Here is a 19,077-nt window from a genome sequence, read left to right on the forward strand (position 1 = left end):
CGTGACGGCAACCACAGGCGCAGCGTCCCGATATCGGTGGTTTTGAAAACCTGGTGGCCTGTACAAGCCACCCCCCAGCACCCGCAGAGGTGCATCCCCGAATTGCTGCCTTGAACCGTGAGTACGTTATGGAACCCGGAAACGCCCAGCTGTCGATGACGGTGTTGATGACCCCCGATATGGCCAACTTCTCTGGCAATGTCCATGGCGGCACCTTGCTCAAATACCTCGACGAAGTCGCTTACGCCTGCGCCAGCCGCTACGCCGGGCGCTACGTGGTGACCTTGTCGGTTGACCAAGTGATCTTCCGTGAGCCGATTCACGTCGGCGAACTGGTGACCTTCCTGGCGTCGGTGAACTACACCGGCAACACGTCGATGGAAGTGGGTATCAAAGTCGTGACCGAAAACATTCGCGAACGCTCGGTGCGCCACACCAACAGCTGCTTCTTCACCATGGTCGCGGTGGACGATCAGCGTAAACCCGCCACTGTCCCGCCATTGCAACCGCAGAACGGCGAAGCAAAACGCCGTTACGAACAAGCCCAGCAGCGCCGGCAGATTCGCCAGGAACTGGAAAAGCGTTACCAGGAGATCAAGGCGGACGGGCCTTAACAGATCGACGAAAACCACAATGTGGGGGCGAGCAAGCTCGCTCCCACTGGGATTTGCAGCATTTTTCACGGGTGCGATCAAAGGCTGATCGGCACTGCCTCAAACCGCACTCGCGGATGGGCGATCCGGTCCTGGGCGCGGACCAGTTCCAGCTCGTAGCTGGCGCATGCCTGGGTTTCCAGCAACACTTCATGCACAGCGGCAGCGGCAAACTCGAACGCCATCACCAGACTGTCCCCCAACAATATCCGCGCCAGGAATAGCCCCGACGTCAGGTCCCCCACGCCCACTGGCTGGCGAGGGAAAGCCAGCAGCGGACGGCGTAGATGCCAGCTACCGTCGGCGGTCACCAGCAGCATTTCGAAGCTGTCTTCGGGTTTGCCGGGGTAGACCAGATGTTTGACCAGCACCGCCTTCGGTCCGCGAGCCAATAGCGCGCGGGCCATGGCCAGGCAGTCCAGCAGCGACTGCGCCTTGCGCCCGGAGAAACTGTCCAACTCCAGTTGGTTCGGGCACATGAGGTCCGCCACGGCCGCGGCCTCTTCCAACAGAAACTCACTCACCTCGGGCGCCACGATACAGCCCTTCTCTGGATGCCCCATGACCGGATCACACAGGTACAGCGCCTTGGGATTAGCGACCTTGATCCGCGCCACACCCGTCAGGATCGCTCGCCCCTGAGCGGCGCTGCCCAGGTAACCGGACAGGACCGCATCGCAATTGCCCAACTCGCCAATCGCCGCGATACCCTCCACCAATGCCGGTATCTGATGAGGTGCGAGCACCTCCCCGGTCCATTGGCCGTACTGAGTGTGATTGGAAAACTGTACGGTATTGAGCGGCCATACGTTCACCCCGACCCGCTGCATCGGAAACACTGCAGCGCTGTTGCCAGCGTGACCGAATACCACGTGAGACTGGATGGCAAGCAGATGAGGTGTACGTTTCATGCGGGAAGTTTCCGTAAAACGATTGAAATTCAAGCCGCGCAGTATGCGACTAAACGCAGCCTGTACGACAGACCGGCGAGACAGTTAAGCTGACCGCAACTTGTTGGAGCACTTCGTTCATGCTGACCCTTGGAAACATTTTCGTGCTGATGCTGCTGGCTACCGGCGGCGCCTGGCTGTGGCACAACCATGGCCTGCGCGAACGGGCCCTGGCGAGGGTCATGCAACATTGCGCCAACCTCAAGATCGAGTTGCTGGACGGCAACGTGGCGCTGAAAAAGATCGGGTTCGTGAAAGATGCAAAGGGACGGCGACGCCTGGCGCGTATCTATAATTTCGAATTTACCGTCACGGGTGAGACCCGCCATTCGGGCACCATTACCCAATTCGGCGCCCACAGTGCGCAAATCGAGCTGGCGCCTTACCCGATGCCATTCGAAGAGGCACCCCAGGCGCCTATTGAAGCGGTCCAGCCCAGGCCTCGGGCTGAAGTGATCGAGTTGAGTCAGTGGCGCCAGGAACACAACAAGTGGAAGCCTTGAAACAGCGCTGACTCACTCAGACCGACAACTCACCAGACCGGCTTGCAGAACATCGACATCCTGCGGCTCAGCGAAAATCAGCTCGATCCGTGAGTCTTGTCGCCATTCACTGGGTAGCCACTGCGCAGCGGCGCCGTCCAAGGCATTGGCCGACACCCAGCCATCGGTGCTGTGGACAACCATCTTCGCCCGTTTCCAGTCTTGGTCTTGCAGCCATCGAGTCAACGCCACCGTGTCGAAGTGCTGGCTCGGGTGCCAGCGCCAGCCGACACTCCAGCCACCTTCCTGTTGCTGGTACAGACAGATCGGCAACTTCGGGTCGGTCCAGATAACCTGCATCTGGCCTTTGTCCTCGGGCAGCTTGAAGTTGTCCACAGCCCCACACCCCCGAGCCGCAACTCCCGGTAGTCGACCGATGGGTAGCGCCGCCTGTTGCGTCCAGTACAGCACAAGCTCGGGCAACTGCGCAGTGATGCGAGCTCGGTCATCCTCGGTGAGGTTCTCGGATTTGTTCAACACCAGCAGGCCGGCGCTGTCCAAGGCTTGTCGTTGTGCATCGGGCAATGGCTTGCCGTCCGCTATCGCCTGGGCATCCAGCACCAGCACGCAAGGCTGCACCGCCAGCACGCCGAGCCACGGCGCTTCGTTCAGTTGTCGTATCAGTTGCGCTGGATGGCCGAGCCCGGAAGGCTCGATGAGCAGCCGGTGCGGTCGAGCCTTGCGCAGCAAACGAGCAAGGCCGATCTGGAATGGCGCGCCGTTGACGCAACACAAACAGCCCCCGGCCACTTCGCCCAGTGCGATACCATCGGCGGCCTGGGTCAGCAACGCGGCATCCAGGCCGATCTGACCGAATTCGTTGATCAGCACCGCCCAGCGTTCATTGACCGGGCGCTGTGTCAGCAGGTGCTTGATCAAGCTGGTCTTGCCTGCCCCCAAGGGACCGGCGATGACATGGGTGGGAATGTTCTGCAACATAATCGACGGCTTTCGATGGAGGTGAAAATGCGGATGATTGGCTGGTTGTTGCTGGCACTGACTTCGAACCAGGCATTGGCCCAGGCTTGTGTGGTGCACAGTCAGGCGGAACGACTCGATGTAAAAGTCTGCCAGCAGAACCGCAACATCCCGCAGAAACTGTTCGCCGACGGCTTCTGCCAGCCAAGCCTCTCCGGGCAAAAAGTCGAGGTGCAGTACGTCGATCAGTGCCCCGGCGGCGCATTTGGCATCTGCAGCAACGCCCAGGTTGCCAATATGCCTTACCGCCAGGATATTCACTATTACGGTGTGGCCACTGACGCAGCTTACCTCCAACCGTATTGTGAAGGTCAAAGCCAGGGCACCTGGCTCAGACCTTAAGCCAGCCAGTCCAGCGTGAGGATCAATCGGCGTTCTCCCGGGCCCAGCTCCGGCGAGCGATGGATCAGGCCGAAACCCTCATTACCGTGCCACTTCTCGCCTTTAAGCAACGCCACATCACCGCTGCAAAGCTGCTGGATCACGCGCGAATCGCCGGGCTCGGCTTGCGGCTGCGACAGCCCCTGCCGGTCCATGGCGCCTTCCTTGAGCCACTGACTGCCGGCGCCGATATAAGTGGTGATTAGCCGTACCGGTACATGGTCAACGTGAAAGCGCGGGCACATTGCCTTGTCCAGGGCGCGCAGACGCAGGCCGACACGTTTGGCACCCAACAGGCAGGTAAACGCACTGACCAGCCAAGAGACATCGGCGACAAAGCCCTCGTAGCCTTGCAGATCGCTGAATCCTGCGGCGAGACCGTGCAGCACTGGCTGAGTGTCTTCCTCCGGCAAGTCGAGCACCAGCGACTCGGCCAATGGTTGCTCCATCGAAAGCACCATGGCCGCGAAGTCGCTGATATGCGCCGGAAGCTGACGTTGCCAGACCGCCAGGTTGGTGCCGTCCTCCAGAATTTGTGTCAGGACTCGTGGCGTTTCGTCCCGGACCTGGCGTACCGGTGCAGCCCTTTTCAGGCTGGGCGCCAACATCACGCCGCGACCTCGTCATGCCACGGACCGAACGGATCCGGCAGCAAGCGCCAACTTTCGACACCCTGAGCCATTTCCGCGTCGGTGAGCAGGCAAGCGTCCAGTTCAACGCTGAGCCGGCTGAAGTCGATGTCTTGTCCGATGAATACCAGTTCCTGACGGCAGTCGCCCGTGGCGGGCAGCCAGTTTTTAAGGATGGCGGCGCTACTTTCTTCATCCTGCGGCCATTGGTTTTTCGGCACAAAGCGCCACCAACGCCCGGCAAATCCGTGACGCATCAAGCCGCCGGCTTGGGACCAACTGCCCGCTTCCTCAGGTTTACTGGCAAGCCAGAAGAAGCCCTTGGAGCGCAGGAGTTTACCGTTGGTCCACGGACGGTCGATGAAGCTGAAAAAACGCTGGGGATGAAACGGTCGACGTGCCCGATAAGCCGTCGAAGCAATACCGTATTCTTCGGTCTCGGGCACATGCGCGCCACGCAGCTCCTGTAGCCAGCCGGGTGCTTGAGCGGCACGTTCAAAGTCGAAAAGACCGGTGTCGAGGATGCGCCCCAGGGGAACCTGCCCCATGACCATGGGAATGATCTGCGCCTGGGCGTTGAGGCGCTGCAGAATCGCAATCAATTCTTCCCGTTCGTCACGGCTGATCAGGTCGATTTTGCTGATTAAAATCACGTCGGCGAACTCGATCTGCTCGATCAGTAGGTCAGTAATCGAGCGCTCGTCTTCCTCACCCAAGGTTTCGCCTCGCGACGCAAGGCTTTCGGCGGCCTGGAAATCGACCAGGAAATTCATCCCATCAACCACCGTCACCATCGTGTCGAGCCGGGCGACATCGGCCAAGCTGCGACCCTCTTCATCACGAAATGTGAAGGTTTCCGCCACCGGCAAGGGTTCAGAAATTCCCGTGGATTCGATCAGCAGATAATCGAAGCGCCCTTCTCTGGCGAGCTGGCCGACTGCCTCCAGCAAGTCCTCACGCAGTGTGCAGCAGATGCAGCCGTTGCTCATTTCCACCAGCTTTTCTTCGGCGCGGTTCAGGGTTACATCTCGCTGGACTTCGCTGCCATCGATGTTGATCTCGCTCATATCGTTAACGATCACGGCAACCCGTAGATTGTCGCGATTACGCAAAATGTAGTTAAGCAGCGTGCTTTTACCGGCACCAAGAAATCCAGACAGTACCGTTACGGGAAGGCGATTGGGCATCAGGTATATCCTCATCGGGGGCGGCCGTTGCTGACGCTGTTCACGCGCGTCATGGCTCGTTTTTCAGGCTTTGGCTGGGTTCAGGGCCTGGCTGATTTTTATGTTATAGTATAACAACTCCATTCAACCAGTCCTGTCACCTCATTGGTCTGAGAACTATCAATGCGCAACTGTCTGAAACTCGTATTTGCCGCAGGCCCATTGTTGCTGTGGGCATTGAGCGCGTCAGCTCAGAGCCCGCTCTTGGCCAACTGCACCCGCAGTGCCAACTTGTTGGCTTGCGTTGACGGACAAGGCAATACCTACAGCGTCGCAACGAGCGGAAACACCCTGTATTTGCGTGGTTTTGAAGCGTTCAGCCATCGTTATTGGGCACAAACGAACAGTCGTTACGGTCAACTCACCTTTTTCACAGGCTTGGCGTCCGATGGAGAAAGTTGGGTTGGATACAGCCGGCGCGTTGGCTGGACGACTATCAACCGCTTCTCCAGTTCAGGCGGCGGTGGTAGTGCCGGCGCGTTTACATGCGGTCGCATGAACGGTTGCCAGGATTCTTCGCGCTGATGTTTCACGTGGAACATGGGAGGGAGGAAATGAAACTCTGTTCATAAAAGAGGTATCTTCGAAGCTACTGTTATACTATAACATTAAATTCGAACCCACGATGGACCTCTCCCATGAACGCGTTAACGCTGCCAGACGTTGCTACGCAGGCTTCACGCCAAGCCCTACCCCTCGATTGGGTCGGCATGTGTGGCATCGCAACACCGGTGTTGATCGACGGTCAGCGTCTGATCGCGACCGCCGACGCAGGTGTCAGCCTCGACGACGGTGAAGCTCGAGGCATCCACATGTCACGTTTGTACCTGGCGTTGGAGTTGCTTGACGGCACGCCACTTTGCGCATCGCTGTTGCGTCGCATCCTGCAGCAGTTTCTCGATAGCCATGAGGGCTTATCTCATAAAGCCTCCCTGAAAATTCACACCGACTTGTTGTTCAAACGCGCGGCATTAATCAGCCCCTTGGCAGGCTGGAAGCGCTATCCAGTGAGTATCGAAGCGCATCTGAGCAGCACAGTGTTCCACGTGGAACTGAAAATCCAGGTCCCCTATTCTTCTACCTGCCCCTGCTCAGCCGCACTCGCTCGGCAGTTGATCCAACAGCAATTCGTGGACGATTTCGCTAACAAGACACTCGGGCACGCAGAAATACTGGCCTGGTTGGGTTCAGCAAACGGCATTGTCGCGACGCCTCATAGTCAACGTAGTACGGCCACTCTGAATCTTCGGTTGAGCGCCGACGTCGACGAATTGCCTCTACTGTCCCTGATCAATGACGCCGAAGCGGCTCTAGGCACCGCAGTGCAAACCGCAGTCAAGCGCGCCGATGAGCAGGCCTTCGCGCTCGCCAACGGCCAGAATCTGATGTTCTGCGAAGACGCCGCTCGACGACTGAGCACGGCCTTGAGAAAGTCGTCCGCCATCGCCGCCCTGGATGTACGCGTCGTCCACGCCGAGAGCCTGCATGCCCATGACGCCGTGGCCCAAAGCCGTTGGCAGCGGGAGGCATCATGATCCGTTGCCAAACCTTGCGCTGGGGTGCTCCCGGGCAACCTCTCACGCCACCGCTGAATATGGAGCGGCCAACGGGCAGCCTGACGGCCATCATCGGCGCCAACGGTTCGGGCAAAAGCAGCCTTCTGAAAGTCCTCGCGGGGCTGCAAAAACCTCTATCCGGCAAAGTTACGCTGGATGTTCCACGCCGCGGCGGTGTCTCATTCCTGCCGCAGCAGCAACATCTGGATCGGCAATTCCCCATCAGCTTGCAAGAGCTGGTGGCCGCCGGTTCCTGGGGTAATGGGCACACACCCGCCATGCGCAGGCAGTTGCTCCAGACAGCTCTGGACGACTGGGCGTTGGCGGGTCTGCAACATCGTCCGTTGATGGCGTTGTCTGGCGGCGAGTTACAGCGCGCCCTGCTCGCTCGCCTGAGCCTGGCCGAAGCGCCGCTGCTGTTGCTCGACGAACCCCACGTCGCACTCGACGAACAAGGCCAGGCGCTATTGTGGAAACACATCCACGGCTGGCACGCGACGGGCAGAACCGTGGTGGTGGCTTGTCATGACTTGGCAGCGGTGCGCGAGCACATTCCTCACACGTTGCTGGTCAGCCACGCCGGCTGCGTACTGAGTCGCAGTGTCGACCTGATCGCCGAACAACCTCGCATGCGGGTGGCCTGATGCTTGCGGCCACCCATCTTTGGCAACCGTTCCAGGAATTCGTGTTCATGCGCCGTGCCTTGCTTGGCGGCCTAGTATTGGCGTGCAGTACAGCCCCGCTGGGGGTGTTTCTGATTCTTCGACGCATGAGCCTGATCGGCGATGCCGTGGCTCACGGCATTTTGCCCGGTGCAGCCCTGGGTTTCTGGTTCGCCGGATTGAGCCTGCCGGCCCTGACACTTGGCGGCTTGGGCGCCGGCCTGGGCATGGCCGGGCTGGCGGCGTGGATTACCCGGCGTACCGGTCTGCGGGAAGACGCCAGCCTCGCGGCGATTTATCCGATCTCCCTTGCCGCTGGCGTGTTGATCCTCGGCATGGCCGGCAAACGCTTGGATTTGCTTCACCTGTTATTCGGCTCAGCACTGGCGGTCGACGGCCCGACACTCACCGGTATGCTTTGGGTTTCCGCGGCCAGCCTGGTGGCCATGGCGCTGATTTACCGACCCCTGTTGCTCGACACCCTGGATCCGCTGTTCCTGCAAACCGTCAGCCGCTTGGGTCCGTGGGCCCATGGCGTATTTCTGACCCTGGTAGTGTTGAATCTGGTGATCGGCTTCCAGGCCATCGGCGCGCTGATGGTGGTTGGCCTGATGATGCTCCCCGCCGCCGCTTCGCGGTTCTGGAGCCGGCGCCTGCCGATTCTCATGATGATCGCGGCGCTGCTCGGTTGCCTATCGGTGTGGCTTGGCCTGTTGTTGTCCTTCTATTTCTCACTGCCCAGCGGACCGGCCATCGTACTGGTAGCCGGGGCGTTGTATCTGTTGTCCGTGGTGTTCGGTCCGGTGCACGGTTTGCTGCGCCGCCCGCCCTTGCTCACATCCCAATGAGGTGTTTCCCGATGCGCGTCCTGTTCGTGCTGTTCAGTCTGATGCTGTCCATGTCCTTGTCCGCTGCCGAAAAACTCCAGGTGGTGACCAGCTTCAGCATCCTCGCCGACATGACCCGACAGGTCGGCGGCGAGCATATCCAAATCACCAACATGGTCGGGCCGGACGCCGATGCGCACACCTATGAACCCACACCGGACGATGCCAAGGCATTGCTCAGCGCAAAACTGATCATCAAGAATGGGTTGGGTTTCGAGCCGTGGTTGGATCGCCTGGTCACCAGCACCGAAACCGGCGCCCCGGTGATCAGCGCCAGTCGCGGAGTGATTCCTCGTTCGCTGGATGAAGATGGCGAGACCATTCCCGACCCGCACGCCTGGCACAATCTGGCGAATGCCGAGCTGTATGTCAGCAACATCACCAAGGCGCTGGAAGCGGCGGACCCAGCTAACAAGGCCGACTACGAACGCAACAGCCAGGCGTATCTGAAGAAGATCTACGCCCTGCTTGCCGAAGCCAAGGCCAAGCTCGGGGGGTTGCCGCCAGGCAATCGCAAGATCGTGACGTCCCACGATGCGTTCGGTTACCTGGGCCAGGCCTACGGTATCGAGTTCATGGCGCCGCAGGGTCTATCCACTGAACGTGAGCCTTCGGCCTCAGAGGTCGCGGCGCTGATTACCCAGATTCGCCAGGCGAAAGTCAAAGCGGTGTTCATGGAAAACATCAAGGATGCGCGCCTGCTCAAGCAGATTGCTGACGAAAGCGGCGCGCACATTGGCGGTACGCTGTACTCCGATGCCCTCGCGGCCAGCGGACCGGCCAGCACCTTCACCGGGCTGTTCGAGTACAACCTCAACACACTCTACGAGGCATTGAGCCGGCCCTGATCAAGCTGAGCAAGATCGTGGCAAGAGCGCTTGCTCCTGTTGGCGGCGTAGGCAGTCATTAACGGGGCCACTTCCCCTGCCCAGCGGAAGCAAGCTCCCTCGCCACAGAGTTCTACGCTTGTGAAAACAGGTTCAAGCCCTCGGCTTGACCGTCCCGCAATCTTGCCCCAGCCACACAGCGCGTGTGTCGAGGCTACCGTTCTGCTGGATACCCGTGGCGTTGAACGTGCCGTTGACCTTGGTGGTGAACTCACGATCACTCTGGAATGTCGCGACACCATTGCCCTGGGCTTTCGGGCAACTGAAACGAAACTTCCACTGATTGCCGGTGCGCTCGGTGATCTGCTGCTTGCAACCCGATTGCGGGTCTTGCAGGGGAATGTCATTGGTTTGCACCTGAGCAGGGGTCAGGCACACGCGAATGCCTTTACCGCCCATGGTGATGCCCTGTTTTTCCAGCATCGCCCGTTGCTCCGGGGTCATCTGGTTTTGCACTTGGCCCAGGATAAGCTGCAAGTCCGGGAGGTTCTGGTTATCGACCTTCATGTTGCTCGTGGTCAGTTCCCACAAGCCCGGTTGAAGCATCTGCGCCTGAGCCGCCATCGGAACCGACAAGCCAACCGCCAAGGCCAAACCCAGCAGACGAACATTCATTGCATAAACTCCAAAGGACAAGTGGCCGTTAGACGCCGTCTACAGGCTTCGGTTCAGGCCGGGGACGAGTGAATTAAATAGCGACATTCGCCATGGAACATGGTCTGTTAAGCATTGAAAATGTCAGGAGCAAGGCTGCCCCATGGATTTTTTTGGCCCACATGTTTTCGGTTACCTGATCGCGCTGCTCCATACCCTGGGATCCATCGCTGCTGTCCATGCGGTGCTGACGGTGCGCACGGCCCAAGGCTCGATTGCCTGGGCCCTGTCGCTGGTATTCATTCCGTACCTGACGTTGATTCCCTACCTGGTTTTCGGGCGCAGCACCTTCGATGGTTACATCAAGGCACGACGGCAAGCCAACGAAGAAATGCGTAAGGCGATCTCCGAGTTGAACTGGCGCCCGTGGGTCGAGGAAGCCCTGGCCGCCCGCGCCTCGCAAGCCTACGCCTCGTTACGGGCCATGCCCAAACTGGGGCGCACACCGTGCCTGGCGAACAATGAAGTGCGATTGTTGGTCAATGGACACGCCACATTCGAGGCGATTTTCCAAGCCATCGATAGTGCCCGCGAGGCCGTGCTGATTCAGTTTTTCATCATCCACGACGACCGTCTTGGCCAACGCCTGCACGCTCTGCTCTTGAAGAAGGCCGCCGAAGGCGTGGCGGTGTATCTGCTTTATGACCGCATCGGCAGCCACTCCCTGCCCCACCACTATGTTCAGGCACTGCGCGACGGCGGTGTCAACGTGAAAGCCTTCGCCACCCGTAGTGGCTGGCTGAACCGGTTTCAGATCAACTTTCGAAACCATCGCAAGATCGTGGTGGTGGACGGTGTGGTGGGTTTCGTCGGCGGCCACAACGTGGGTGATGAATACCTGGGAGAGAAGCCGCCGTTGGCGCCATGGCGCGACACGCATGTCGAAGTGCGCGGCCCTGTGGTGGGGAGCATGCAAGAGTCGTTTGCCGAAGATTGGTTCTGGGCGGCCCGTTCGTTGCCACCGCTGATCCTGCCAGACACCTACCCGGACGACGGTGTGCTCTGCCAGTTGCTGGCCAGTGGTCCGGCTGACGCCTACGAAACCTGCTCGCTGTTTTTCGTCGAGGCCATTCATGCGGCCAGCGAACGAGTCTGGATCACGACGCCCTACTTTATTCCTGACGAAGCGGTATTCGCGGCATTGCGCCTGGCGGTACTGCGCGGGGTGGATGTGCGCATCCTGCTGCCCTCGCGACCGGATCACAAGGTCGTCTACGCAGCGTCCAGCCTGTATGCGTTTGAAGCGGTGCGGGCCGGAGTGCGGGTGTTCCGTTATCAACCGGGCTTTCTGCATCAAAAGGTGGTGCTGATTGACCAGGAAATCAGTGCCATCGGCAGTGCGAACCTGGACAATCGGTCGTTCAGGTTGAATTTCGAAGTGATGCTGCTGACCGTGGATATCCCATTCGCCACCGAGGTGGAGCAAATGCTCGAGCAGGATTTCGCCCTGGCTCAGGAAATCGACAAACAGGAAAGCCGGGAGACCCACCGCCTGCAAAAGGTCGGCATGCGGATCGCCCGGCTTATTTCCCCGATACTTTAAGGGGTGTAGATGTCGTCACGGGTCCAGGGCAAATCATGGCTGCCGTCCGCGTGGGCCTTCACTGCCAGGATCTGGTGCAGATTGATCCAGCCCTTTGCGAACGCGTAGGCGCAGCCGGCCAAGTACAAGCGCCAGATCCGCAGCGCCTGTTCCGGCACCTCCTTCGCGGCGGCCTCGAGGTTGTCTTCCAAGCGTTCACTCCAGTGATCGAGCGTGCGCGCGTAGTGCATGCGCAGGCTTTCCACATCGACAATTTCCAGCCCCGCTTCGCTGATCTGCGCGGAAATCATCGACAGGTGCGGCAACTCGCCATTGGGGAATACATACTTCTCGATGAACTCGCCGGCGCCACGACCTACTGGACGACCGTCGGTGTGCTTGGCGGTGATGCCGTGGTTCATGACTAACCCACCTTCACGGACGGCGCCGAACAGCGTCTTGCAGTACTGCTGCAGATTGGCGTGGCCGACGTGCTCGAACATGCCCACGCTGACCACCTTGTCAAAGCGACCGTCCTGGGGCAGGTCCCGATAGTCCAGCAACTGCAACTCCACTTGGTCTTCCAGGCCTTCAGCCTTGACCCGCTCCCGGGCCAAAGTCAGCTGCGCTTTGCTCAGGGTAATGCCAAAAACCTTGGCACCGAATTCCCGCGCTGCATAACGCGCCAAGCCACCCCAACCGCAGCCAACATCCAGCAGATAGTCGCCGGGCTGCAGACGCAGCTTGCGACACAAATGGCGGAATTTGGCTTGCTGGGCCTGTTCGAGCGATTCGCTGCCCGTCTCGAAATAGGCGCAGGAATAGGCCATGTCGCTATCGAGCCACAGCTGATAGAACGCATTGGAAAGGTCGTAGTGATAGGAAATTGCCTTGGCGTCGGTTTCCTTGTCATGAAACGAACGCACCGGCAGGCTATCGGCATCGTCCTCAACCAACGCCTGGCTCAATTCATCGCAGACCCGAATCACTTCGTGAATCGAACCTTCAAGTTCGAGTTTGCCTTCTACGAACGCTGTTCCCAATGCGTCCAGGCTCGGGTGGGTGAATTGCGCGACCATTTGTGGGTCCTTGACCACGATCGTGACACTGGGATCGGCACCCAGTGTGAATTCATGGCCATCCCAGAGCCGCAGCCGCAGCGGTAAATGCAGATTCTGTAGGGCCGGTGGAAGTTGCGCGAGCATGAGATATCCCCCTTGTTTCAGACGTCTGAAATGAGGGTAGACCATTGTAGAAAAATAGCAGGCTATCGAATTTATAGCCTTTTTCTATTGCTATCCAAAATTCACTCCTTGTGTCGGATAGTCACCGGCAGTGGTACGCCCTCTCCAACAGCAGACTGCACATGCGACGTGCAGTTCGCCTAGGCTATCCAACGACTTCTCTCTCTTGGATTTTCAACAGTGGCTCTTGGAACCGCAGCAATCGCCCGGCATTACCTAACACTAGCAGAGTGCTCAGATTGTGCAGCAGCGCCGCGATCATCGCGCCCGCTGCACCGAGCCAACCGAACGCGGCGAAAGCGACGATTGCCAATGTCCAACCCAGGCCGATGATCACATTGACCTGCAGCGTGCGCCTGCATTGGCGGCTGAGCCGGACGCAGGTGCCAAGGCGACGCAGATCGCTACCGATCAACACGATGTCCGCCGAGGCGAGGGCAATGTCTGCGCCACCCGCCCCCATCGCGACGCCCACCACTCCAGCCTTGAGTGCCAGTGAATCGTTGATGCCATCACCCACGACCATAGGCCGGAAGCCGTGGTCGATTTCGGCCATCACACGCTTGAGTTTATCTTCCGGCAAGGCCTGGGCTTGCACATCACCGATACCGATATCCTGGGCCAGGGTGTGGGCCACGCTGCGACGGTCACCGGTCAACAGCAGCTGACGGCCAAGGCCCAACTCCCGCAGTTCAGCCATGGCAGCCCGCGCTTCCGGCTTGACGCTGTCGGCCAGCAGCAGCCAGGCGAGGAATTGTCCATCCAGGGCCAGCCCGGCAATCGGGCCATCATGGTTGGGCACCGCTGAAGTTTCGATGCCCAGCAGGGCGAACAACTCCGGCCGTCCCAGGGCCGCCTCGCCCTGCCCGGTCATCGCCACTACCCCCAGGCCCTGGCGCTCATGGATATCCCTCAGTGGCAGGCAATGCTCCTGTTCCACCAACCCCGCCAGCGCTCGGCTGACCGGATGGCTGCTGGCCGAGCCGAGGCTGGCGGCCAACGCCAGTAAAGGCGCGTGATCATCGTAGGCACTTTCGATGGATTGCAGGCGCAGGGAGCCGTACGTCAGAGTGCCGGTCTTGTCGACGACCAACGACGTCAGGTCCGCCAATTCCTCCAGAAAGGCCGAACTGCGAATCAGAATCCCGTGGCGCGCCGCTACCGCGATCCCGGCAATAGCCGTCGCTGGCGCCGACAACACTAACGCGCAAGGGCACGCCGCCACCAACACCGCCAGCATTGCCTGGGAGTCGTTAGTGACAAACCAGGTCACCGCCGCCAGCAGCAATACCAACACGAGATAACTGCCAGCGTAGCGTTCCAGCAACCGGGTGATAGGCGGCTTGGAGCGTTCGGCGTTCTGCATCAAGGCAATGACTTTGCCCAGGGTTGACTCATTGCCGGTGCGCGTCACTTCCAAGCGCAACAACCCATCGAGGTTGATCGCGCCACCAAAGACTTCGATACCGACCACCGCCTCCAGCGGCACCGATTCGCCCGTGATCGGCGCGGTGTCGAGGCTGGCCTGGCCGGACAACACTCGACCATCGGCCGGCACCCGGTCCCCGGCGCGCACCTCGACCACATCGCCGGGCTGAAGTGTGCTGTTATCGACTTCGATGATCGAACCATCGGCCTGCACCTTGCGACCTTGGCTACGGGTCAGTTGGCCAAGGGCGTGAATCGCCTCCTGGGAACCGATGACACTGCGCTCTTCCAACACATGGCCGAAGATCATGATGATCGGCAATAGCGCTGCCGTCAGCAGATCACCCGTGGCCCAGGCGCCAAGCATCGCCAGGGCAATCAGTTGATCGGTGATCCCGTGCAGGCTCGGATAGCGCAGGCTGTACCAGGCCGAACGCATCACCGGCACCGCCACCAGCAGCGAGGCGCTCCCCAACAGCAGTTGGCTGACCCCGCTCTGCTGGGGTGACCAACCGCGCCACACCAGGCCCAAGGCGAGTAAACCAAGGGCGAGCATCGCCAAGGTCAGCTGGCGGGCGGCCGCACGTTGTTCAGTGGAAGACAACATCGGCATCGCGACGGTCTGAGCGCTCATTGTTCGGCTCCCTGAATAATCAGGCGGGAATCGTCTTTCGGGTCGACCGTCGTCACCGAGCCGGCCTGACGAAGGATAGTGGGCATGCGTTCGCGATAAAGGCGCAACAGCATTTGCGGATCGCTGCTTTGGCTCTTCGCCAGGCCGAGCACCGTGGCGGTGTCGGCCGACGCCTTGGCGAGCCGTTCACTGGCCTGGGCGTGGGCGACTTGCACGGCGCGATCAGCGTCCTGGCGAGCGGTCTGGGTCAACTTCTCGGCTTCGGTCCGAGCGTTGGCCACCACTTTGTCAGCCTGCTGGCTGGCCGTCAGCACCGCATTGAAGGCACTCACAGCCGGCCCTGGCAGACTCGATTGAACGTCAACCCGCACCACTTCAATACCCAACCCCTGCCCTGTCGCGGCAAGCTCGGCCAGCCGTCGGTTAATCCCTTGCACCAGATCGCCACGCAAGCGTTCGCGGCGGTCAGCGGCCTGGTTATCGCTGCCCATCAATTCGGGACGGGCCACCAGAATGGTGTCCAGGTCCCGGGCGGCGGTCAGGGCCACGGCACTGCGAGTCGCCAGTCGATCCAGCGCCGGCAGCACATGTTCGCCCTGTAAAACGAAGGCGTAGGGTTCGGTCACTTTGTAAAACAGCCGCACATCCAGTTGCACCACACCCGCATCACCGGTCAATAAATAACCGGATCCGGCCAGTGCATCACTCACCGGCGTGGCGAAACTGGCAACACGATCTGCCTGTAACGCCGCATCGGCGCGCAGCAGGTTTTCCACCCGTCGTTCAAGAACCCGATCCGCCGCCGGCAGCAGGACCACCTGTTCCACGGGGCGGGGCCAGGCCAGTAGCAGGCCCGCATTCTGGATTCGATCCATGGCCCCAAAGTGCAGTACCACCGCGCGGCTCTGGGGGTCAATCTGCCGCACATTGGAAAAACCCAGGCCAACGCCGCCAACACGGTTACCGCGTAAAGCGCTAGAAATGCCAGTCGCCCTGCCTGAATCCACGGGCTGGACAAGCCATTTGTTCCACGTGGAACCAAACTCATGGCTGTGTTCCACCTTTGGGTTCCACGGCAGGCGGCCCATCGACCAACACCCGGAATGGCGCGGCGTCGGTGCGCAGAATCAGCTTTGTACCCGGCGAAACAATGGTTCCCAACGTATCCAGCGAACGCAGAAGGTTGTAGAGCTGGGGTGAGCCAGCGTATGCCCTGCCGTAAATGGCAGCCGCCTCCACTCGGGACTGCGCCTCAATGTCAGCGGCTTTCACCGTAGCATCGGCCTGTACGATTCGCGCATCACGCTCCGCGGCAGAACGAATTTGCGCCGCTTCACGCTTGCCGATTGCCGTGCGCTCGGTGGCGATGGTTTCGCGCTCGGCGCGCATGCGATCCACCGTCGCGGTCAGGGTCACCGAGGGCAAGGTCAGGCGCTCGATACCGACTTGCAACACACGCACCCCGTAGGTAGTGAGCAACTGTTGATCAATCTGCTGACGCAACTGAGCTTCGAAATCAGCGATGCGTACCTGGCTGGCATCGGTGTTGACCAGGTTCGCCAAGTCAAAGCTGGCGGCCGTGGTTTCCAGCGCCGAACCGACGAAGGTGCGGATTTGCCGTGCGGCTTCGTCCGGCTGGTTCTGCACCGCGCGCATGAAACGCTGCACGTTGTCCGGATCGCCCTGGACCTGCCACGCCACGTACGCCTGAACGATGATTCGCAAGCCGTCGCGCGTGCCGACGTCCTGTAACCCGCTGGAGGTGGTGCGCAATCGCAAGTCCACCGGGATCGCCGCCTCGAACGGCGCCGGCCAGCGCCAGCCCAGGCCCGGTTGCAGCAGCACCCGTGCCGGATTGCCGAAGCGGGTTATCACGGTGGCCTCCCCCGAGCGCACTTGTACCAGGCTGGCGGCGGCCACGGCGAACGCCACCAGCAGCGTCGCCCAGCCCATTCGCCGCCAGGGAAACGGACCGGCTTGCTGTGGGTCGCCGTGATGGTGATGATGCCCATGGTGGTGGCCGGCATGACCGTGATCGTGACCGGCGTGGTCGTGGTGATCGTGTGAAGAAGACGGGCTCAATGGGCAGCTCCTGGCTGGACAGGGTTACGCGGCGACGCGGGGTCTACCGGCAGCGTGAAGGTTCGTAGGTCAATGGTTGGCGCGTTGCTGCTGCCGCCCAAGCGATGATCGAGAATCAGCAACTTCGCGTTGCCAAGGCCCTGGCTCAATTGGCTGAAGTATTGCTCCAACAAAAACGCGTGGCCGGCCGTCGCGTAGGCTTTGCGTTCGGCGTTGAAGCGCAAGTCGGCGGCCTCGGCGGTGGCGTTGATTTCCCGGGCGGAGGCCTGGGCCTGATCATGGGCGATGCTGGCTTGCAGTTGTGCCTGGTTGGTCTGCTCCGCCGCCGCGCCGCGCTCCCGGGCAATCAGTGCCTGGGCACCGATCTGCGCCGCCTGCACGCCGTGGTAGGCATTGGCCGCACCGGCGGGGGGATGAATCGCCTCGACCACGGTCGCCAGAATTTCCACGCCACTGTCGAGCGATTGCAAGTCGGCCTGTACGGCGCGACCGATTTCATCGGCCAGGCTGACACGATCCGCGCCCAGCAAACCGTCCAGCGTGCGGGAGGCGAACTCATGCACCAGGACGCGGCTGGCAGTACTGCGGATCAGCGAGGGCACATCGGCGCTGTTGTAGGACGCCGCCAGCGCCGCTGCGTCAGTCAGGCCAATGCGATAAACGAAGCGCACGTCCATGTTCACGACCTGGAAGCTCTGCTGGTCTGCGCGACGGCTGGCGATCACTTGGGACTTGTCGTTCACGTGACTGGCATCCCATAACCGATTAGCGATCGCCGGGGCCGGCCCCTCGGCCGGATCTGCATCCGTGGGCTGGCGATTATCGCCGACGCTGGTGGCCAGCTCATGGACAACGCCATTCTCGACGCTCAGCACCCGGCCCAGCGGCCAGGGCAAGCCAACCTGCAAGCCAGGGCCAAACACCTCCACCGGTTTACCGAAGCGCTCATAGATACCACGCCCCTGCAGTGGCACTTCATGCACGCCCGTCAGCAACCAACCCACCAGCGCTACCAGCGCCAGCACCGGCAAAAAGGCTCGGCGCATGTAACTGAAGGCCCAGATCTGCCGCAGGTCGATGCCGAAACGGTTGTGCAATTCATGCTGCAAAGCCAATAACGGCTGTGGCGGCCAGCGCAGTAGATCAGCGATGACACTGCGCCCCAACAGGGTCGGCTCCAAGGCATCCCGGCGCGGGTTGAATAACGACAGCAGCGCGCGCAGCAACAGCTCCACCGCCACCAGCCCGGGTAACAATCCAATCAGCACCGCCAGGCGCACCGGCCAAACCGAGGTCTCTACCGCGAACAGCAAGCACAAGGCGCCGAGCACCAGCACGATGATCGCCACCCGAGCCAATTGCGCCAGCGCCGACGCTTCCGGCCACTCCACGGCGGGCTGCTGGGCCAATTGACGTTCGAACACCAGCAACCCAAACGCCAACAACAATGAAAACGCTGCACCCACGCTGGCTGAGACGCCGAGGGCGGTGCCAGGCAACTCCAGGTTCCAGACTTGCTCCAGACTCAACAATACCAACACTGACCAACCGGCCAGCCATAGGGTTGGGGCACCGATCTGCTTTAGCAGGCCGACCCAGCGCGCGCCGATTCGCTCGAGTAGCCGCTCGTACCAACCCAAGTTATCAATAGGCTCGTCTTCGGGAATGGAGATATCCACAGCCGGCAGCAGCGCCCTGCCCCGCCATTGCGTAACCCACCAGGCCGATTGCAAACCCGCCACCAGCACCAGCAAACTTGCACTCTGGCCGATCAACAGCGCCGGCCATAGCGATTGCGGTGAGAACAGTCCGACAAAAAAAGCCAGTACCCAACCCACACACGCCAAGCTACCCAGCCCAAAAGCGATCCGCTTCAAACGTCGCCCTTGAAACTGTGCCTGCTGAAAGCGCGGCCATTCGGCAACCTGTGCCCCCTCGACATCAAGATCGACTTGCATACCACCCCAGCGCTCGTGGCGATCAAAATCCGGGGCCGTGGACAGACGCCACCGCCGCTCCGTTATATACCGTTACCTTATAACGATTACTGTGAAATTTCCGTTTTGAATTCTTCATGACAAGCCCGGCGCCTGCCCCTTGACTAAAGCCTTGACCGAAATCTTCAGAAACGCTCATATTACGTTCATAATTTTTTATCAGCC

Annotated in this window: 18 protein-coding genes and 1 pseudogene; 9 read left to right on the plus strand and 10 right to left on the minus strand. The window is 60.5% G+C overall.

The features are described 5' to 3' along the window. Positions 1 to 128 precede the first annotated feature (128 nt). Complete coding sequence (locus J9870_RS29075; RefSeq protein ID WP_210642104.1) at positions 129 to 614, plus strand: acyl-CoA thioesterase; 486 nt, start codon at positions 129 to 131, stop codon at positions 612 to 614. A gap of 77 nt (positions 615 to 691) precedes the next feature. Here the strand turns inward: J9870_RS29075 and pdxY are convergent, their stop codons facing one another. Then, positions 692 to 1,564 (minus strand): pyridoxal kinase PdxY, encoded by an 873-nt coding sequence (gene pdxY / locus J9870_RS29080; protein WP_210642105.1) that lies wholly within the window; start codon positions 1,562 to 1,564, stop codon positions 692 to 694. 119 nt (positions 1,565 to 1,683) lie between these two features. On the opposite strand from pdxY, the gene J9870_RS29085 reads away from it, so the two are divergent. Further along, complete coding sequence (locus J9870_RS29085) at positions 1,684 to 2,106, plus strand: DUF3301 domain-containing protein (protein WP_210642106.1); 423 nt, start codon at positions 1,684 to 1,686, stop codon at positions 2,104 to 2,106. Between the two features lie 12 nt (positions 2,107 to 2,118). On the opposite strand, the gene J9870_RS29090 is transcribed toward J9870_RS29085, so the two are convergent. Continuing rightward, on the minus strand, positions 2,119 to 3,084 hold the full coding sequence (locus tag J9870_RS29090) for a CobW-like GTP-binding protein (RefSeq protein ID WP_210642107.1): 966 nt from the start codon (positions 3,082 to 3,084) through the stop codon (positions 2,119 to 2,121). Positions 3,085 to 3,111: 27 nt separating this feature from the next. Here J9870_RS29090 and J9870_RS29095 point away from each other — a divergent pair, with 27 nt between their 5' ends. Further along, positions 3,112 to 3,465 (plus strand): NADH:ubiquinone oxidoreductase, encoded by a 354-nt coding sequence (locus J9870_RS29095; protein ID WP_210642108.1) that lies wholly within the window; start codon positions 3,112 to 3,114, stop codon positions 3,463 to 3,465. On the opposite strand, the gene J9870_RS29100 is transcribed toward J9870_RS29095, so the two are convergent. Together J9870_RS29100 and zigA are read right to left on the minus strand one after the other, a co-directional pair. Continuing rightward, complete coding sequence (locus J9870_RS29100; RefSeq protein ID WP_210642109.1) at positions 3,462 to 4,112, minus strand: DUF1826 domain-containing protein; 651 nt, start codon at positions 4,110 to 4,112, stop codon at positions 3,462 to 3,464. The genes J9870_RS29095 and J9870_RS29100 overlap by 4 nt on opposite strands. After that, positions 4,112 to 5,320: a zinc metallochaperone GTPase ZigA gene (gene zigA / locus J9870_RS29105; protein WP_210642110.1), complete on the minus strand. Its 1,209-nt coding sequence runs from the start codon at positions 5,318 to 5,320 to the stop codon at positions 4,112 to 4,114. Before zigA ends, J9870_RS29100 begins: the two co-directional genes overlap by 1 nt. Before the next feature lie 162 nt (positions 5,321 to 5,482). Here zigA and J9870_RS29650 point away from each other — a divergent pair, with 162 nt between their 5' ends. The 5 genes from J9870_RS29650 (at position 5,483) to J9870_RS29125 (ending at position 9,312) form a co-directional block, all read left to right on the plus strand. Then, positions 5,483 to 5,884 (plus strand): glutamine synthetase, encoded by a 402-nt coding sequence (locus tag J9870_RS29650; protein WP_246883064.1) that lies wholly within the window; start codon positions 5,483 to 5,485, stop codon positions 5,882 to 5,884. A gap of 113 nt (positions 5,885 to 5,997) precedes the next feature. Further along, the gene (gene folE2, locus J9870_RS29110) at positions 5,998 to 6,894 is read left to right on the plus strand and encodes a GTP cyclohydrolase FolE2 (protein WP_210642111.1); all 897 of its coding nucleotides are present in this window, start codon (positions 5,998 to 6,000) and stop codon (positions 6,892 to 6,894) included. Continuing rightward, the gene (locus J9870_RS29115) at positions 6,891 to 7,559 is read left to right on the plus strand and encodes an ATP-binding cassette domain-containing protein (protein WP_210642112.1); all 669 of its coding nucleotides are present in this window, start codon (positions 6,891 to 6,893) and stop codon (positions 7,557 to 7,559) included. Before folE2 ends, J9870_RS29115 begins: the two co-directional genes overlap by 4 nt. Further along, the gene (locus J9870_RS29120; RefSeq protein ID WP_210642113.1) at positions 7,559 to 8,425 is read left to right on the plus strand and encodes a metal ABC transporter permease; all 867 of its coding nucleotides are present in this window, start codon (positions 7,559 to 7,561) and stop codon (positions 8,423 to 8,425) included. The genes J9870_RS29115 and J9870_RS29120 overlap by 1 nt, the downstream gene beginning before the upstream one ends. An 11-nt stretch (positions 8,426 to 8,436) precedes the next feature. Further along, complete coding sequence (locus J9870_RS29125; protein ID WP_210642114.1) at positions 8,437 to 9,312, plus strand: metal ABC transporter substrate-binding protein; 876 nt, start codon at positions 8,437 to 8,439, stop codon at positions 9,310 to 9,312. Between the two features lie 132 nt (positions 9,313 to 9,444). On the opposite strand, the gene J9870_RS29130 is transcribed toward J9870_RS29125, so the two are convergent. Further along, complete coding sequence (locus J9870_RS29130) at positions 9,445 to 9,966, minus strand: DUF3617 domain-containing protein (protein WP_210642115.1); 522 nt, start codon at positions 9,964 to 9,966, stop codon at positions 9,445 to 9,447. A 142-nt stretch (positions 9,967 to 10,108) separates the two neighbouring features. On the opposite strand from J9870_RS29130, the gene cls reads away from it, so the two are divergent. After that, positions 10,109 to 11,548: a cardiolipin synthase gene (gene cls, locus J9870_RS29135; protein WP_210642116.1), complete on the plus strand. Its 1,440-nt coding sequence runs from the start codon at positions 10,109 to 10,111 to the stop codon at positions 11,546 to 11,548. Here cls and cfaB read toward each other — a convergent pair. The 5 genes and pseudogenes from cfaB to J9870_RS29160 all read right to left on the minus strand — a co-directional run bounded on the left by cfaB (position 11,545) and on the right by J9870_RS29160 (position 18,873). After that, entirely contained in the window at positions 11,545 to 12,732 is a 1,188-nt protein-coding gene (cfaB, locus tag J9870_RS29140; protein ID WP_210642117.1) for a C17 cyclopropane fatty acid synthase CfaB, read from the minus strand. The genes cls and cfaB overlap by 4 nt on opposite strands. Before the next feature lie 184 nt (positions 12,733 to 12,916). After that, positions 12,917 to 14,833, minus strand: coding sequence for a heavy metal translocating P-type ATPase (locus J9870_RS29145; protein WP_210642118.1), 1,917 nt, complete (start codon positions 14,831 to 14,833; stop codon positions 12,917 to 12,919). Beyond that, positions 14,830 to 15,881: pseudogene (locus J9870_RS29150) on the minus strand (protease modulator HflK). Before J9870_RS29150 ends, J9870_RS29145 begins: the two are co-directional and overlap by 4 nt. Beyond that, complete coding sequence (locus tag J9870_RS29155; RefSeq protein WP_210642119.1) at positions 15,878 to 16,915, minus strand: protease modulator HflC; 1,038 nt, start codon at positions 16,913 to 16,915, stop codon at positions 15,878 to 15,880. Before J9870_RS29155 ends, J9870_RS29150 begins: the two are co-directional and overlap by 4 nt. Beyond that, on the minus strand, positions 16,912 to 18,873 hold the full coding sequence (locus J9870_RS29160; protein WP_210642120.1) for a protease modulator HflK: 1,962 nt from the start codon (positions 18,871 to 18,873) through the stop codon (positions 16,912 to 16,914). Before J9870_RS29160 ends, J9870_RS29155 begins: the two co-directional genes overlap by 4 nt. Between the last annotated feature and the right edge of the window lie 204 nt (positions 18,874 to 19,077).

It is taken from the genome of Pseudomonas sp. Tri1 (assembly GCF_017968885.1).
Classification (GTDB): Bacteria; Pseudomonadota; Gammaproteobacteria; order Pseudomonadales; family Pseudomonadaceae; genus Aquipseudomonas.

Bases quoted from the DNA above. Each gene is read 5' to 3' on its own strand.
- J9870_RS29075 (WP_210642104.1), top strand. From the start codon at position 129: ATGGAACCCGGAAACGCCCAGCTGTCGATGACGGTGTTGATGACCCCC.
- pdxY (WP_210642105.1), bottom strand. From the start codon at position 1,564: ATGAAACGTACACCTCATCTGCTTGCCATCCAGTCTCACGTGGTATTC.
- J9870_RS29085 (WP_210642106.1), top strand. From the start codon at position 1,684: ATGCTGACCCTTGGAAACATTTTCGTGCTGATGCTGCTGGCTACCGGC.
- J9870_RS29090 (WP_210642107.1), bottom strand. From the start codon at position 3,084: ATGTTGCAGAACATTCCCACCCATGTCATCGCCGGTCCCTTGGGGGCA.
- J9870_RS29095 (WP_210642108.1), top strand. From the start codon at position 3,112: ATGCGGATGATTGGCTGGTTGTTGCTGGCACTGACTTCGAACCAGGCA.
- J9870_RS29100 (WP_210642109.1), bottom strand. From the start codon at position 4,112: ATGTTGGCGCCCAGCCTGAAAAGGGCTGCACCGGTACGCCAGGTCCGG.
- zigA (WP_210642110.1), bottom strand. From the start codon at position 5,320: ATGCCCAATCGCCTTCCCGTAACGGTACTGTCTGGATTTCTTGGTGCC.
- J9870_RS29650 (WP_246883064.1), top strand. From the start codon at position 5,483: ATGCGCAACTGTCTGAAACTCGTATTTGCCGCAGGCCCATTGTTGCTG.
- folE2 (WP_210642111.1), top strand. From the start codon at position 5,998: ATGAACGCGTTAACGCTGCCAGACGTTGCTACGCAGGCTTCACGCCAA.
- J9870_RS29115 (WP_210642112.1), top strand. From the start codon at position 6,891: ATGATCCGTTGCCAAACCTTGCGCTGGGGTGCTCCCGGGCAACCTCTC.
- J9870_RS29120 (WP_210642113.1), top strand. From the start codon at position 7,559: ATGCTTGCGGCCACCCATCTTTGGCAACCGTTCCAGGAATTCGTGTTC.
- J9870_RS29125 (WP_210642114.1), top strand. From the start codon at position 8,437: ATGCGCGTCCTGTTCGTGCTGTTCAGTCTGATGCTGTCCATGTCCTTG.
- J9870_RS29130 (WP_210642115.1), bottom strand. From the start codon at position 9,966: ATGAATGTTCGTCTGCTGGGTTTGGCCTTGGCGGTTGGCTTGTCGGTT.
- cls (WP_210642116.1), top strand. From the start codon at position 10,109: ATGGATTTTTTTGGCCCACATGTTTTCGGTTACCTGATCGCGCTGCTC.
- cfaB (WP_210642117.1), bottom strand. From the start codon at position 12,732: ATGCTCGCGCAACTTCCACCGGCCCTACAGAATCTGCATTTACCGCTG.
- J9870_RS29145 (WP_210642118.1), bottom strand. From the start codon at position 14,833: ATGAGCGCTCAGACCGTCGCGATGCCGATGTTGTCTTCCACTGAACAA.
- J9870_RS29160 (WP_210642120.1), bottom strand. From the start codon at position 18,873: ATGCAAGTCGATCTTGATGTCGAGGGGGCACAGGTTGCCGAATGGCCG.